The sequence below is a fragment of the Capnocytophaga sp. oral taxon 338 str. F0234 genome (assembly GCF_000192225.1).
Taxonomy (GTDB): domain Bacteria; phylum Bacteroidota; class Bacteroidia; order Flavobacteriales; family Flavobacteriaceae; genus Capnocytophaga.
In genome coordinates, this window is sequence record NZ_GL872413.1 from 760,357 (window position 1) to 776,045 (window position 15,689).

Genomic DNA, 15,689 nt, shown 5'->3' on the forward strand with positions numbered 1-15,689 from the left:
CCTTACCTTTTGCTTTAATAATCCTCCGAGTTCCTTACTTTTTTATTATTGGAAACAAAACAAAAAAACAATAACACGCTGAAATACAATGAATTGAAAACAAAATGAAAAATTTACCTACCACCTTTAAGTAAATAAATATATTAATGTAGTTGTTTGAGCTTTTTAAGTTGTGCTATTCTAAAGGATATCTCTTTTGTCTGATTGGTATAGAAAAATTGATGCTGTTGTGATATGAGTTGTTGAATATCATTATTCATAATATTATTCTTTAGAGTGTAGGATTTGCTATTTGTAAGTGCATAAAGTGTTATCAGCTGGTCAGTTTCGAACTTATAAAATATTTTTTCTATAAATGAAAAGGGGTTGAGACGCCTTTAGAACCTCTCTTTTATTCTTTCTATTATTATCTTTTAGCAACTTAAATCCACTAAGTAAATCATTTCATTTTTGTTTTTCATATTTATGATCATTAAAATAATCTCCAGCACTTACTTCTAATTCACCACAATCTGAAATAAGGTTGTCGCTTTCGTCATATATCTTATATGTTTGCTGGATGTTGCCTATGGGACATTCACCATCTAACCCCAATAAAATAGTGTAGAACACATCATCTAACAGAATATCAATTACTTCCTTGAGTTTGTCTTTTTGAATATCTGTGAGTGCCATTTCTTTTATTTTGACATTTACAGCAGAAGGATGTGTTTGTTTTTCAAAACACAACTTTAAAAACGCTAACTTTTCAAGGTAAAAATTCTTTGCAAATTCGTCTGAGGTCATAATATTAATGAGTTGATTTACTGATTAATTAGTTAATTATAATATTATATCTTCTGGTGATGCATAAGAAAAAGGTACCCAATGATATTCTTTTGGTTTGCTTATATACCCCAATCCAGGGAAAGGTAAATGCCCTGCAAAGGTGAGTATACACTCTTGATAACAGGTCTCTAATACACACCTACGGGTGTCAATACCTTTCTTATAGTCAGTATCCCACAGTACGCCCCAATCGGGCTTTGTAACTAACAGAGGTGAATGTATAGTATCGGCTAAATGTTTCAGCGAGCGACCTTTAGAAGTAATAGTTACAAGCGTATGTCCTGGAGTATGCCCATCGGCTAATTCAGTTTTGAGAATGTCAAAAAGAATGTCGCCTTCCTTAAAAAAGTGCAGTTTCCCCTCAAGTGCCTTGAGAATATTGCGTGAATAGTTTACATATTGTGTTAACTGCTCAGGGGTTCTCTTGTATTGGGTTTTGGAGAAATCGGGCTTTGGGGAGAGCCAAAAGTCATATTCTTTTTGGTGGATATAATAATGAGCGTTGGGAAAGGTAAGTTGTCCTTCAGGAGTGGTAAGTCCCCCGATATGGTCGCCATGAGCGTGGGTGATAAATACATCGGTAATATCAGTAAGAGCTATGCCTATTTTTGAGAGATTTTCAGGGAGCCTTCCTATGTTTGTTTTTCCTGAATGTTTGCCATTCCCTGCATCTATGAGAATACGCTTACTACCTAATTTTATAAGTAATATGTTCACTGACATCTGCATTAGTGCAGGATTAAGATATAGCTGCTGCATTTGGCTTAGAAAATCTTTCTTAGGAGTATGAGGTGCAAAAATGGACTGAGGTGGAGCTACATTCATATAACCATCAGAAAGAACAAATAACTCCAGATCACCCAATACTATACTAAGAGAGCAACCTGCTTGTGGAGCAACTGTATTGATACTCCTTTCAGGTAAGAAGCTCATTAGTGGAGGAATAGCTAATGCCCCTCCACTAAGAGCAGTTGTTTTAAAAAACTTACGTCTGTTCATAATATTTTTTGTTCTGCAACTACAAAAGTATAAATATTTTTTAAATACTCAGCGAGTATTATGAAGCTATCATCAAGAGTCTTTCATAGAACAAGCATATTGGAGAAGGATGTCAATTTCTTCTGAAGGTCAATAGTATCCTCGCACGCTATGGTTCTTATATTGGGTAGGACTCTGATCATTTCAAATTGTCTTTCCTTGTGGTGGAAGTCTGAGTTCTATTGGGTTTTATCTTTTTTTACTTGTTTAAAAACATTAAAGAAGTCATTAATACTGAAAAAACAGCTACCAATAGGGTGGTGGGTAGAGGTACTTTCATGGCTAATAGCACAGTAAAAATCACTAAAAGTATATTTATGATGGTGCAATAATGGAAAGTGAGAGATAGTTTCAATTGATAATGCATTAGGTTGGCTACTCCTGCAAAGATGAGTGCTAATCCTGCACTAAAAAACCAAAAGGCTTCTGCTGAGAAATTTTCATATTTCTTAAAACTCAAAGCTGAATGGGTAACTCCCAGTGCAATGATGACTATAATAAAAATAAGATAAAGTACTCTCATTGTCAATATATTTTTTAAAAGTGAATATGCAGATTTATTTCTAAATGCACAATGGGCATATATGTGTTATCTTATGCATATATACCCATTTTTAGCTTATTTATTAGTTAAGATTAATCATCATGATAAGTTTTTCCTTCCCTGATAATAAACTAATTATTACGTTATCTCGAATAGTTTGGAGCTTCCTTAGTGATGGTTACATTATGAGGATGACTTTCAGCAATACCACTGGTGGTAATGCGAACAAATTTACCTGTTTCTTTTAAGGTAGTAATATCCTTAGCACCACAATAGCCCATGCCCGCACGTAAGCCTCCGATGAACTGGTGCATGCTCTCCTGTAACTCTCCTTTGTAAGGTACACGTCCTACGATACCCTCTGGAACAAGTTTTTTAATATCGTCCTCTACATCTTGAAAATACCGATCCTTACTACCTTTTTGCATAGCTTCCACAGATCCCATACCACGATAGGATTTGAACTTTCTGCCTTCAAAGATAATTGTTTCTCCTGGAGATTCCTTAATTCCTGCTAAAAGAGAGCCAAGCATCACACAGTCGGCTCCTGCAGCAATCGCCTTTACAATATCTCCTGTATAGCGGATACCCCCATCGGCAATCACGGGAATTTGTATGTTCTCTCTCTTAAGAATTGCTGCCACTTGCATTACTGCAGAAAGTTGTGGATAGCCCACTCCTGCCACTACACGAGTAGTGCAGATAGAACCAGGGCCGATTCCTACCTTTACGGCATCAGCTCCTGCCTGAGCTAAGTAAAGAGCCGCCTCAGCAGTAGCAATATTACCCACTACAACGTCCAAAGAAGGGAAATGCTCTTTTACTTTTTTAAGGACAGAAACCACTCCACGTGTATGTCCGTGTGCAGTATCTATCACCACCGCATCTACTCCTGCATGAACAAGAGCTTCTGCACGCTCTACAGCATCAAGGGTTACTCCTAAAGCAGCAGCTACTCGTAAGCGCCCTAAGTTATCCTTGTTGGAAATGGATTTGCTTTGTAAGTTAGCTATGTCACGGAAGGTAATAAGCCCTACAAGTTTGTTATCTTTATTAACGACAGGGAGCTTTTCTATCTTGTTACGTTCCAATATTTTTTCCGCATCTTTCATGGAGATTCCCTCAGGAGCAGTGATAAGATATTGACTGGTCATCACTTGGGTAATAGGACGTTTCCCTTCACGCTCAAAGCGTAAATCACGATTGGTAACAATTCCTTTGAGGATACCTTGATCATCCACAATAGGGATTCCTCCTATGCTGTGCTCTTTCATACATTGCTTAGCATCACCTACAGTGGAGGAGAGCGAGAGCGTTACCGGATCTATAATCATACCACTTTCAGCACGTTTTACTTTGCGCACTTGTTGGGCTTGCTCCTCTATAGTCATGTTCTTGTGGAGTACCCCAATACCTCCTTCACGAGCAATAGCAATCGCCATAGCGGACTCAGTTACTGTATCCATCGCTGCTGAAACGATAGGTACATTTAAGGAAATATTTCTACTAAAAAAGGATTGGATAGAAACTTCTCTGGGGAGTACTTCGGAATATTGGGGAACAAGCAATACATCATCGTATGTAAGCCCCTCACTGATAATTTTGGAGTTGTAGGAATTCATAAATGATACGTTTTGTAAATAAAAGTACAAAGTTATAGTTTTAAAACTAAACTTTTCCCTTTTTAACAAACTTTTTATTCAGACAAAGAAAGTGATTTAGTCAAAGGAGGGGTCATAGATAACTTCTAAAATATTACCATTTTGATAATGAATAAAATATGTGTTTTTCATACTATATGTACTATTGATGTCAGACCTAAAGCCTAAATCTTGTGTATTTAGAAAATAAATTGTACTTTTGCCTTCACAAACAGAAAAAATATGATAGCCTTTAGAAACCTGTTTCTTATAGGAACGATTTTAGGGACTCTCTCCCTATATGCCCAAGAAGAGGACGGTATTCCTTCTACACGGATAGATAAGCTACCTTATTACTTAAAAACCGATACCCTTACAGGAGAAAAAAAAGAAATACCTATCAAGAATTTTTTAGACCGATGGGTGACAAAAAATTTACAATATCCAAAAAGAGCTGTAGAAGAAATGATTCAAGGAAAAGTAATTGTAATATTCAAGATAGATGAAAAAGGGATTTTTTCTATAGAAGAAATAAGGGAGGGTGATCCTCTCCTACAAGAAGAAGCTTGTAGGGTATTTGACGGATTCCCTCAGCTCTTTCCTGCCCTACAAGGAGATAAGCCTGTAAGCATTACCATTGCCTATCCTATTGCATTCAGACTCGCCAATTGACTTGTATATGTAGAAAATAAATTGTAATTTTATTTCTTAAAAATATTATGAAAGCAAGTAGGATTCTATATCTTATAGCTATTATTTTTAGCTCTTTTCCCTTGCTAGCACAGGAAGAAGAAGATATCCCTTTTGCCCTGATAGAAAAACACCCTTATTACTTACAAACAGATACCATTACAGGAGAGATAAAGGAAATTCCTTTTAAAAAATTTTTAGACCAATGGGTGATGAAAAATTTTCAATATCCTGAAGAAGCCATAGACAAAAATATTCAGGGTAGAGTAATAGTAATCCTTAAAATAGATAGAAAAGGAAAACTTTCTATAAAAGAAGTAAAAGGAGGTGATCCTCTCTTACAGGAAGAAGCCTGTAGGATATTTGATGGATTTCCTCAACTCTCCCCAGCCCTACAAAGGGGTAAGCCAATAGGAATCGTCTATCGCTATCCTATAGCATTCAAACTTTCTCAGTAAGGACTGAAAAAGTGAAAAACATTGCCATTCGTCACTTGTCATTAATCATTAGTCATTAACAATGAATCATCTTAAGCAATTAGAAGCAGAAAGTATTTATATTATGCGCGAAGTAGCCGCGCAGTTTGAACATCCTGCCTTACTCTTTAGTGGTGGAAAGGACTCTATTACTTTGGTTCACTTAGCTATAAAAGCCTTTGCTCCCATGAAAATTCCCTTTCCTTTGGTACATATTGATACAGGGCATAACTTTCCTGAAGCGATTGTCTACCGAGATGCATTGGCAAAACGCATCGGAGCAGAACTTATTGTACGCCAGGTGGAGGACACAATTAAAGCAAAGGGACTCACTGAACCTAAAGGGAAATTTGCCTCCCGTAACTGGTTACAAACCTATACGTTACTTGATACTATTGAAGAGTTTCATTTTGATGCTTGTATAGGAGGGGCTCGCCGTGACGAGGAGAAAGCGCGTGCTAAGGAGCGTTTCTTTTCTGTACGTGATGAGTTTGGTCAATGGGATCCCAAGCTCCAGCGTCCTGAATTGTGGAATATCTATAATGGACGTATTCATAAAGGGGAGAATGTACGAGTATTTCCCATTTCCAACTGGACAGAACTGGATGTGTGGAGTTATATAGAACAAGAACAAATTGCCTTACCTTCTATCTATTTTGCCCATAATAGAGAAGTAATAGAGCATGAAGGACGCCTAATTGCTGTTTCTCCTTTTATCCAGATAGATGAAAATGACAAAATCCTTAACAAGCGGGTTCGCTACCGCACTGTAGGGGATATGACCTGTACCGCTGCTATAGAGAGTAATGCAGCCACTCTTGAGGAGGTAGTTAGGGAGATAGCTGCTTCCCGTATTTCTGAACGTGGGGAAACCCGTATAGATGACCGTGTTACTGAAGCTGCTATGGAGGACAGAAAAAAAGGAGGATACTTTTAGAATGCCATCTTGTCAGATTTCTATTTTGGCATGATTTTAGAACTATATACAATTAATAACAATTAACAATTAGTATTTATGTTGATTTATTATGTAATTATAGGGGTAATAGCCTTATTCAGTTGGTTGGTGAGTAACCGATTGCAACAGAAGTTTGACTATTACTCTAAAGTATATTTGCGTAATGGAATGAGTGGTGCAGAGATAGCCCAAAAAATGCTTCAAGATCATGGTATCTATGATGTGAAAGTAATTTCTACTCCGGGAAGGCTTACTGACCATTATAACCCTATAGATAAAACGGTTAACCTTAGTGAAACTGTTTATAACCAACGTAATGCAGCGGCAGCAGCAGTAGCGGCTCACGAATGTGGTCATGCAGTGCAACATGCACAGGCTTATTCTTGGCTTACCCTCCGTTCCAAACTTGTACCTGTTGTAAGTGTCTCCTCCAATCTGTCCCAGTGGCTTATCTTGGGAGGACTTATCTTGGGAGCAGGAGCTAAGATGGGCTTTGGGTACTACTTAGCTGTATTGGGAGTTATACTTTTTGCAGTAACTACTGCTTTTGCCTTTATTACCTTACCTGTGGAATATGATGCTAGTGGTCGTGCTTTGGCATGGCTTAAGGACAAGAATATGCTCTCCCAAGAAGAATACAAAGGAGCTGAGGATTCCCTTAAGTGGGCAGCGCGTACGTATGTAGTAGCTGCTTTAGGTTCCTTGGCACAACTCCTCTATTGGGCATATAGGCTTTTAGGAAGTAACAGAGACTAATGGTAATGATTAATAGAAGAAAATTGTAAATCCTCTTTATAAAAAGAGAGCCACCAAAAGTTCATATCAATCAAGAAGTCTTTGAGGCTATCTATAAAATCTTTAGTAAATAGGATTAAAAACTTAGAGTAGTGAAAACATTGGTTCATTGGTTTATAACATATTAATTATTAAAAAGTGATTCTAGAAAAAATACCTCATATCAAGCATTTACAATCTAATAATTTTTTCCTTTTGGCAGGACCTTGTGCCATAGAAGGGGAAGAGATGGCGCTGCGGATTGCCGAGAGAATTGTAAAAATTACAGATACCCTTGCTATACCTTATGTATTTAAGGGTAGTTTTAAGAAAGCCAATCGTAGCCGGTTGGATTCCTTTACAGGAATAGGTGATGAAAAAGCATTAAAGATATTACAGAAAGTGTCCCAGACTTTTCAGGTGCCTACAATAACAGATATTCATGAGGTAAAGGATGCACAAATGGCTGCTCAGTATGTGGATATCCTACAAATTCCAGCCTTTTTAGTTAGGCAGACGGACTTGGTTGTAGCAGCCGCTCGTACAGGAAAAGCAGTGAACCTTAAAAAAGGACAATTTATGAGCCCTGAAAGTATGAAGTATGCTGTACAGAAAGTATTAGAGAGTGGTAATGAACAGGTATGTATTACCGATAGGGGAACTATGTTCGGCTATCAAGATATGATAGTGGACTTTCGAGGTATTCCTACTATGCGAGCGTATGCTCCTGTGGTATTGGATATCACTCATTCTCTTCAACAGCCTAATCAGAGTTCAGGAGTAACTGGAGGCAGACCTGAAATGATCGAAACCATTGCTCGTGCAGGGGTTGTTAATCATGTGGACGGTATTTTTATAGAAACTCATTTTGACCCTACACATGCTAAGAGTGATGGGGCAAATATGCTTCATTTGGACTTGCTTGAGGGACTTCTCTCTCGCCTTGTAACTATACGAAAAACTATTAATGCTTTCTAAAATCTAATTACTTATGAATGAGCAAACGGCTTACGCTAAAACTATTACAGGTATTTATAACAAGGTGTATCAAGGGAAAAATCTAGGGAAGATACCCACCTATATCCCTGAATTACTTAATATTAGCCCTGATAAGTTTGGAATCGCTATCCATACATTGGGAGGAAAAAAGTTTGGCATAGGAGATTATCAAGAGAAATTCTCCATTCAGAGTATTGCTAAAGTACTTTCGCTTTCTATGGCGTATGATATCTTTGGAGATAGTATATGGGAACGCGTATCGGTAGAACCTTCAGGAACCTCATTTAACTCCTTATTACAGCTTGAAGCCAATAATGGAATCCCGCGTAACCCACTTATTAACGCAGGAGCTATTGTTATTTGTGATATCCTGCTCTCGCATTTTAAAAATGCTGAAGAGGAATTCTTGAGTTTTGTTCGTCAGCTTGCCAATGACCCCACAATAGAATATTCTGATGCGATTGCTTCTTCTGAAAAGGAGGTGGGTTACCGTAACTTTGCTCTTTGCTATTATATAAAATCATTGGGAAATATAGAAAATGACCCTGAAAGAGTATTAGATTTCTATTTCAGACTTTGTTCTATAGAACTCACCTGTGAATCCTTAGCTTATATATTCACTTTCTTAGCCAATGATGGCATTACCTTACATAATAACAAACGTATTCTTCCTCATGTATATACCAAACGTATTAATGCTATTATGCAGACTTGTGGTTTCTATGATGAGTCTGGAGAATTTGCCTTCCGTGTAGGACTTCCAGGTAAAAGTGGTGTAGGAGGGGGAATTGTGGCTATTATGCCAGGACATTACGCAATAGCCGTATGGAGTCCTCGCTTGAATGATAAAGGGAATTCGTATAGAGGAGTACGATTCTTAGAAGGATTTACAATGCAAACGCAAATATCTGTATTTTAAATAGTACGTGAACTCATCATTATCCGATCAAAATTCCTTTTGTACTAAATGTCCTTTTTGGTTATATGAGTATTTGAAAGGATATTCTCCTTTGTGGTTATAAGTATGAGAGGATCTAAAGAATGCTCTGTGCTATTTCGCCGTTTTCAGAAATAGTTTCATAAGGGGTAGTTGTAATAGCCTTTCTCTCACCTACAAGGTTTTCTTCTTACAAATGAACTCTTCTATAAATATAGAGCAGTTATTACTATTACCTTATAGTTAGTTTAGTATGGAGAACTAATAATTAATTGTTGAAGAAGTTGGTCTACAAGGACTCGAACCTTGAATTGCAGAGCCAGAATCTGCCGTGTTACCATTACACCATAGACCATTGTTTATTGCGGTGCAAAGGTACAACTTTTTTTTAAATAACCAATAAAAAAAGCAACCATAAAAGGCTGCTTTTTCCAAATAACTTTAAACTATAATAATATGATTAACCCAATTCAGAAGAATTATTTTAAAGAGTTGGTCTACAAGGACTCGAACCTTGAATAACAGAACCAAAATCTGCTGTGTTACCATTACACCATAGACCACTGCTCAAATGCGGTGCAAAGGTACAACTTTTTTTCAAACTTACAATACTTCATACAAAAAAATAAAAAATTTTTTTCTCCTTAATTTATTAGGTTGATAAAATAAAAATGCTTATCTTCGCTCCGTTTTTTTAAAAGATAAATAATGAACTTACAAAAGGATTTTCATAAGTATAATCTCATTACAGGATGGGGGGTATTTCTCATTGCTTTAATCACTTATGGGCTCTCTGTAGAACCTACGATAAGCTTTTGGGACTGTGGAGAATATATAGCCACTTCTGCTAAGTTGGAAGTAGGACACCCTCCTGGAGCTCCTTTCTTTCAGATGGTAGGAGCTTTCATTGCTTCTTTCTCTCCCTCTCCTGAAAAGACAGCTCTTTTTGTGAACTTTATCTCAGTATTCTCTAGTGCTTTTACTATATTATTTCTCTATTTTATTATAGTCAATTTTACTAGAAAAATTATTTTGCCAAAAGAAGAGACTCTTTCTATAGGAAATGCGATTGCTTTGTTGGGTAGTGGTGTAGTAGGAGCTTTGGCTTATACATTCTCGGATAGTTTCTGGTTCAATGCTACGGAAACAGAGGTATATGCTATGGCAATGCTGTTCATGTCCGCCATGTTCTACTTAGGGCTCAAGTGGACAGATAATTTGGATAACCCTCGTGGTGATAAGTGGCTACTTTTAATTGCTTTGGTAGTAGGACTCTCCTTTGGAGTACACTTTATGGCACTACTTACAATCCCTGCCATTGGGATGCTTTATTTCTTTCAATCTCATTTTAAGAAAAATATTAAGAATTTTATATGGGCTAATGTGATTTCTATTTCCATATTACTTTTGATATTCAAGCTAATACTCCCCTACACTTTGGCATTATTTGGCTATACAGAAGTATTTTTTGTTAATGAACTTAGTATGCCTTTTAATTCTGGAACTATTTTTATAGGGGTATTGCTTATATGTTTGTTCTCTTTTACGCTATGGTATGCACAAAAACATCAAAAAAAGCTATTACAGACAGCTACTCTCTGCTTACTTTTTATCTTTATAGGGTTTTCCTCTTGGCTGATGATCCCTATTCGTTCTAATGCAGGAACGGTCATTAATGAAAATAGTCCTACGGATGCCCGCCTGCTCTTGGCATATTATAACTTAGAACAATATCAAAAAACCTATTTATTCAAAGGACCTATGTACTCCGATCAGTTCGCTCCTACAACTGATTATACAGATGAAAAACCTAAATATGAACGGGATTATAAAGCACACAAATACATCATTGTCAATAACTATAAGGATGCTTTAGATGCTCCTAATCCTGAACATATTGGCTTATTACCACGTATGTGGAGTTCAGAGCATGCAGCCAATTATATGGCTCTTACCAGTCCATTAAAGTATCATATAGATCCCAGATATATAGATGACCAGCAAACAGAATATCTCAACAAAGAGCTCCAGAAGGCTTTAGCTGCAGGAGATTATGAACAGTATTCTTATATACTTCGTCGCAGTCAAGGAAGGTTTATTGTTGAAAAGCCTTCTTTCTGGGATAACTTATCTTTTATGTTTAGTTATCAGTTTGATTATATGTATTTGAGATATCTACTATGGAATTTCGTAGGTCGTCAAGATGATATTCAAGGGAAAATAAATAATAATCATGGGAATTGGATTTCTGGCATTTCCTTCATAGATGAGTGGCATACAGGCTATCCTCAATCCCACCTACCCTCAGATGAACAGAATAACAGAGGACGTAATACCTACTTCTTCTTACCTCTCCTATTAGGATTGATAGGAATGTTTTTCCAGTTTTCCTCCAGCAAGCGACAATGGTGGATAACCTTGGTACTCTTTCTCTTTACGGGATTAGCACTGAAGGTATACCTAAATGAACGTCCTTTTGAACCTCGAGAACGAGATTATGCGCTGGTGGGCTCTTTCTTTACCTTTGCCATTTGGATAGGGATGGGAGTGTATGCTATTTATTCATTAATTAAAGAAAGCATTTCTTCTAAGTACTTAGCTCCTGGAGTGGTCATAGTATGTCTGCTTGTGGTGCCTGCACGCATGTTAGCAGAGAATTGGGATGACCATGATCGTTCTAATCGTTATACAGCACGAGCCTTAGCGAGGAGTTATTTGGATTCTGTATCCAAAGATAATGGAGCCATGATATTCTCTATAGGAGATAATGATACTTTTGGGATGTGGTATATGCAGGAGGTGGAACATTATCGTACCGATGTACGAGTGATTAATACATCTCTTTTAGGGACAGATTGGTATATAGACCAGATGAAACGGAAAGCCTATACCAGTGACCCTATTCCTTCCGAGCTTGTTCATTCTCAATATGCCTATGGAGTCCGTGATGCTATTTACTTTGACCAGAAAACGGACAAAACATGGCTTATAAAGGACTTTATGAAATGGGTAGGGAGTGATGACCCTAAAACAAAAATGGAAATAGAACGTGAGGATGCCCCCCCTCTCTTCTATTCGAGTTATCCTACCAATAAAATCCGTATCCCTGTTAATAAGGAAAATGTACTTAAGAGTGGAATTGTAAAGCCAGAAGATGCTGATAAAATTGTGGACTATATTGATATCAAGCTCCCTTTTGGTATGGGCAAAAATCGTCTGATGATGCTTGATATTATTGCCAATAATGATTGGAAACGACCTATTTATTTTACCGGAGGTAGCTATAGTGATGATGAGTATATCTGGATGCGCGATTACCTCCAGTTGGACGGACTTGCTTATAAGCTTGTGCCTATCAAAACTCCTATAGATAAGGATAATCCTTATGATATGGGGCGAATAGATGCAGACCTGATGTATAACATCGTTAAAACATGGGACTGGGGTAATATGAATGACCCTAATATTTATCATGACCCAGAAACACGCCGTAATAGTATTGTTTTCCGAGGTAACCTCGCTCGCCTTACAGAAGCACTTATTAATGAAGGGAAAACACAAAAGGCAAAGGAAATTCTTGACCTTGCTATGAAGCATATTCCTGTGAGCCATTTTGGATACTACTTCACCGTAGAACCTTTTATTACTGGCTATTATCAAGTAAAAGAAACGGAGAAAGCACGAAAATTGTTTTTAGAAGTAGTACGAAAATATCAAGAAAATATAGACTATTATTTGACGCTCTCTGCTGGAGATTTTGTTTCTCTTTATCAAGAGATGGAACGGGATTTAAGTCGTTACAGCTCTTTACTTATTATTCTCAGGGATGATGATAAGGAATTCTTTAAAAAGCAAGAAAGCATTTATAATAATTATATCCGAAGCCTTTCTAACCTTGCTAGTTCCTATGGTCTGCTGCAAGGAAGAGAGGAAGCAGAGGAACATACAGAGAAAAAATCTCAAACATCCTCTTCTGACACAACTCCCCAAGGAGCGCAATAGAAATAAGATAGTACCCGTTAAGAGAATATGTTAGAAAAACATCATTATAAAGGGCTTACCGATGCACAAGTCCTTGAAAATCGTCAGAAGTATGGTCATAATGCTCTTACTTCCGTAAAAAAGGATCCGCTATGGAGGCAATTCTTAGAGAAGTTTACCGACCCTATTATCATCATTCTCTTGGTAGCCCTTGTCTTTTCATTTGGAGTCTCTACCTATGAGTACGTAGTCTCTAATGAAGGCATACACGCTTTCTTAGAGCCTGTAGGGATTCTCTTTGCTGTACTATTGGCTACTGGAGTGGCTTTTTATTTTGAGCAGAAAGCTAATAAGCAGTTTGAAATACTTAATCAAGTAAATGATGATATCTACTACAAAGTAATTCGCAATGAACGTGTAACCCAAGTGCTCAAAAAGGATATAGTAGTGGGAGATATTATTATCTTGGAAACAGGAGAAGAAGTACCTGCTGATGGTGAACTTTTGGAAGCTGTATCGTTACACATTAATGAGTCAACCCTCACAGGAGAACCTTTGGTGCACAAAACTACTAATCCTACTGATTTTGAAGCAGAAGCTACTTATCCTTCCAATTATGTATGTAGAGGGACAGCCGTAGCCGATGGTCATGGTATTTTTGAAGTAAAAAAAGTAGGTGATGCTACTGAATATGGAAAAGTGTTCAAGGGAGTACAGATTGATAGTTCAGTGAAAACCCCCCTGAATGAACAATTGGAAAAACTTGCAAGTATCATTACCAAAATCAGTTATTCGATTGCCTTTCTGGTAGTAGTAGGGCGTTTGCTTCTCTACTTTATGAACCCTGCTCATAGCTTGGATAATATTGATTGGGTTTCTTTCGGGGGCTACTTGCTCAATACGGTGATGGTAGCCATTACCGTAATCGTGGTGGCAGTACCCGAAGGCTTGCCCATGAGTGTAACGCTCAGTTTAGCATATAGTATGCGTAGCATGATGGCTACTAACAACCTTGTGCGCAAAATGCATGCTTGCGAAACAATGGGTGCTGTTACGGTGATTTGCACCGACAAAACAGGTACACTTACCCAAAACCAAATGACCATCTATGAGACTTATTTTAACAAATTTGTTGATAAACAATTAGCAGATAACCTCATTGCTGAATCAATGGCGGTGAACTCTACAGCTTATTTGGATTTTACTGATAAAGATAAACCCAATGTATTGGGGAACCCTACCGAGGGAGCCCTCCTTTTATGGCTTTACAGCAAAGGTACTAATTACTTACCTATACGTGAAGGAAGCGAAATTTTGCAACAACTCACCTTCTCTACCGAACGTAAATATATGGCAACACTGGTACAATCACCTACATTTGGTAAACCCGTGTTGTACGTAAAAGGAGCCCCTGAAATTGTGATGACCTTTTGCCGAGAGGGAGGTAAGTTCCTTTCAGATATCTCTGAGATCGATTTTGAGGCTAAGCTATTGCAATATCAGAGCCAAGCAATGCGCACTATCGGTTTTGCATATAAAATAATTGAGGATCCTAAGACGGTTATTTCCGAAAATGGTAAACTTGTAATCAATAGCTTGTACTTTATAGGGGTTACTGCTATATCCGACCCTGTACGTCCTGATGTGCCTGCTTCTATTGAAGAGTGTCTGCATGCGGGTATTCAGGTAAAGATAGTAACGGGAGATACTCCGGGTACCGCTCGTGAAATTGCTCGCCAAATACATTTGTGGGATGATACTTGTACCGATCGCAATCAAATCACCGGTGTAGAATTTGCTGCAATGAGTGATGCTGAACTCTTGAAGCGCATAGGTGACTTACGCGTGATTTCACGTGCACGCCCGCTTGATAAAGCACGTCTTGTGAACTTACTCCAACAGAGAGGAGAGGTAGTCGCAGTAACCGGTGATGGCACCAATGATGCACCTGCTCTTAAAGCCGCCCAAGTAGGTCTTTCCATGGGTGATGGTACTTCTGTAGCCAAGGAAGCCAGTGATATTACCATTTTAGACAACTCCTTCAGTAGTATAGGAAAAGCAGTGATGTGGGGACGCTCGCTCTACCTGAATATTCAGCGTTTTATCCTCTTCCAGATGACTATTAATGTAGCGGCATGTATCATTGTACTCATTGGGGCTTTCTTAGGTGTGGAATCTCCACTTACCGTTACTCAGATGCTATGGGTAAACCTCATTATGGACACCTTTGCAGCCTTAGCATTAGCGTCTCTACCACCAAGCAACCGTGTGATGAATGATAAACCACGTAAACGAGGAGCGAATATTATCACCTCTCCGATGGTAGAAGCTATCTTTGGGGTGGGTGGTTTCTTTGTTGTATTGCTTTTTGGCTTTATTCAGTACTTTAAAAATGAAGATATCATTAGTCTCACACAGTTCTCCCTTGTTGATTATTTGAGTCATTTCTTCCATTTTGGAGCTCCTGAAAACGGACTATCGGCTTATGAACTTTCCTTATTCTTCTCAATATTTGTATTGTTGCAATTCTGGAATATGTTCAATGCGAAAGCCTACCGAACCGGAAAGAGTGCTTTTCACAATATGGGTAAGAGTCAAGGTTTTTTAATGATAGCAATAGCAATTATTGTAGGACAGGTGTTTATCACTACCTTTGGTGGAAAAATGTTCAATGTTACTCCACTACAACTCATAGACTGGTGTATTATCATTGGGGCTACAAGTATAGTCCTCTGGGTAGGAGAACTCTTGCGTTTAGTTAAAAATAGACCACATGTAAGTTCCGTTAGTAAGTTAAATTTTTGGGTATAGATCTTGGGTAAGA

12 protein-coding genes and 2 tRNA genes are annotated in these 15,689 nt (G+C 37.9%); 8 read left to right on the forward strand and 6 right to left on the reverse strand.

Features of this window, described 5'->3' with window-relative positions; all coding sequences use genetic code 11:
* Window positions 1-444: 444 nt before the first annotated feature.
* From HMPREF9071_RS03565 to guaB, 4 genes are all read right to left on the reverse strand, one after another.
* Window positions 445-786 carry a hypothetical protein gene (locus HMPREF9071_RS03565; RefSeq protein WP_009745205.1) on the reverse strand — a complete coding sequence of 114 codons (342 nt, stop codon included), beginning with the start codon at window positions 784-786 and terminating at the stop codon, window positions 445-447.
* 36 nt (window positions 787-822) lie between these two features.
* The gene (locus HMPREF9071_RS03570; protein ID WP_009745206.1) at window positions 823-1,827 is read right to left on the reverse strand and encodes an MBL fold metallo-hydrolase; all 1,005 of its coding nucleotides are present in this window, start codon (window positions 1,825-1,827) and stop codon (window positions 823-825) included.
* Window positions 1,828-2,065: 238 nt separating this feature from the next.
* Window positions 2,066-2,389: a hypothetical protein gene (locus tag HMPREF9071_RS03575; protein ID WP_009745207.1), complete on the reverse strand. Its 324-nt coding sequence runs from the start codon at window positions 2,387-2,389 to the stop codon at window positions 2,066-2,068.
* 164 nt (window positions 2,390-2,553) lie between these two features.
* Complete coding sequence (gene guaB, locus HMPREF9071_RS03580) at window positions 2,554-4,032, reverse strand: IMP dehydrogenase (protein WP_009745208.1); 1,479 nt, start codon at window positions 4,030-4,032, stop codon at window positions 2,554-2,556.
* A gap of 261 nt (window positions 4,033-4,293) precedes the next feature.
* Between guaB and HMPREF9071_RS03585 the strand changes: the two genes are divergently transcribed.
* The 6 genes from HMPREF9071_RS03585 to HMPREF9071_RS03610 all read left to right on the forward strand — a co-directional run bounded on the left by HMPREF9071_RS03585 (window position 4,294) and on the right by HMPREF9071_RS03610 (window position 8,866).
* Complete coding sequence (locus tag HMPREF9071_RS03585) at window positions 4,294-4,722, forward strand: energy transducer TonB (RefSeq protein WP_009745209.1); 429 nt, start codon at window positions 4,294-4,296, stop codon at window positions 4,720-4,722.
* A 47-nt stretch (window positions 4,723-4,769) separates the two neighbouring features.
* The gene (locus HMPREF9071_RS03590; protein WP_009745210.1) at window positions 4,770-5,198 is read left to right on the forward strand and encodes an energy transducer TonB; all 429 of its coding nucleotides are present in this window, start codon (window positions 4,770-4,772) and stop codon (window positions 5,196-5,198) included.
* Window positions 5,199-5,259: 61 nt separating this feature from the next.
* A complete protein-coding gene (cysD, locus tag HMPREF9071_RS03595) occupies window positions 5,260-6,153 on the forward strand; it encodes a sulfate adenylyltransferase subunit CysD (protein ID WP_009745211.1) in 894 nt (297 codons plus the stop codon).
* A gap of 78 nt (window positions 6,154-6,231) precedes the next feature.
* Window positions 6,232-6,930, forward strand: coding sequence for a zinc metallopeptidase (locus tag HMPREF9071_RS03600; RefSeq protein ID WP_009745212.1), 699 nt, complete (start codon window positions 6,232-6,234; stop codon window positions 6,928-6,930).
* Between the two features lie 177 nt (window positions 6,931-7,107).
* The gene (kdsA, locus tag HMPREF9071_RS03605) at window positions 7,108-7,926 is read left to right on the forward strand and encodes a 3-deoxy-8-phosphooctulonate synthase (protein ID WP_009745214.1); all 819 of its coding nucleotides are present in this window, start codon (window positions 7,108-7,110) and stop codon (window positions 7,924-7,926) included.
* 13 nt (window positions 7,927-7,939) lie between these two features.
* Window positions 7,940-8,866 (forward strand): glutaminase, encoded by a 927-nt coding sequence (locus HMPREF9071_RS03610; protein WP_009745215.1) that lies wholly within the window; start codon window positions 7,940-7,942, stop codon window positions 8,864-8,866.
* Window positions 8,867-9,168: 302 nt separating this feature from the next.
* On the opposite strand, the gene HMPREF9071_RS03615 is transcribed toward HMPREF9071_RS03610, so the two are convergent.
* Window positions 9,169-9,239, reverse strand: a tRNA-Gln gene (locus HMPREF9071_RS03615).
* Window positions 9,240-9,376: 137 nt separating this feature from the next.
* Window positions 9,377-9,447, reverse strand: a tRNA-Gln gene (locus HMPREF9071_RS03620).
* Between the two features lie 145 nt (window positions 9,448-9,592).
* Between HMPREF9071_RS03620 and HMPREF9071_RS03625 the strand changes: the two genes are divergently transcribed.
* Window positions 9,593-12,886 carry a DUF2723 domain-containing protein gene (locus HMPREF9071_RS03625; protein WP_009745216.1) on the forward strand — a complete coding sequence of 1,098 codons (3,294 nt, stop codon included), beginning with the start codon at window positions 9,593-9,595 and terminating at the stop codon, window positions 12,884-12,886.
* Window positions 12,887-12,913: 27 nt separating this feature from the next.
* Window positions 12,914-15,676, forward strand: coding sequence for a calcium-translocating P-type ATPase, PMCA-type (locus HMPREF9071_RS03630; protein ID WP_009745217.1), 2,763 nt, complete (start codon window positions 12,914-12,916; stop codon window positions 15,674-15,676).
* The last annotated feature ends 13 nt before the right edge of the window (window positions 15,677-15,689 follow it).

Bases quoted from the DNA above. Each gene is read 5' to 3' on its own strand.
- HMPREF9071_RS03565 (WP_009745205.1), bottom strand. From the start codon at position 786: ATGACCTCAGACGAATTTGCAAAGAATTTTTACCTTGAAAAGTTAGCG.
- HMPREF9071_RS03570 (WP_009745206.1), bottom strand. From the start codon at position 1,827: ATGAACAGACGTAAGTTTTTTAAAACAACTGCTCTTAGTGGAGGGGCA.
- HMPREF9071_RS03575 (WP_009745207.1), bottom strand. From the start codon at position 2,389: ATGAGAGTACTTTATCTTATTTTTATTATAGTCATCATTGCACTGGGA.
- guaB (WP_009745208.1), bottom strand. From the start codon at position 4,032: ATGAATTCCTACAACTCCAAAATTATCAGTGAGGGGCTTACATACGAT.
- HMPREF9071_RS03585 (WP_009745209.1), top strand. From the start codon at position 4,294: ATGATAGCCTTTAGAAACCTGTTTCTTATAGGAACGATTTTAGGGACT.
- HMPREF9071_RS03590 (WP_009745210.1), top strand. From the start codon at position 4,770: ATGAAAGCAAGTAGGATTCTATATCTTATAGCTATTATTTTTAGCTCT.
- cysD (WP_009745211.1), top strand. From the start codon at position 5,260: ATGAATCATCTTAAGCAATTAGAAGCAGAAAGTATTTATATTATGCGC.
- HMPREF9071_RS03600 (WP_009745212.1), top strand. From the start codon at position 6,232: ATGTTGATTTATTATGTAATTATAGGGGTAATAGCCTTATTCAGTTGG.
- HMPREF9071_RS03610 (WP_009745215.1), top strand. From the start codon at position 7,940: ATGAATGAGCAAACGGCTTACGCTAAAACTATTACAGGTATTTATAAC.
- HMPREF9071_RS03625 (WP_009745216.1), top strand. From the start codon at position 9,593: ATGAACTTACAAAAGGATTTTCATAAGTATAATCTCATTACAGGATGG.
- HMPREF9071_RS03630 (WP_009745217.1), top strand. From the start codon at position 12,914: ATGTTAGAAAAACATCATTATAAAGGGCTTACCGATGCACAAGTCCTT.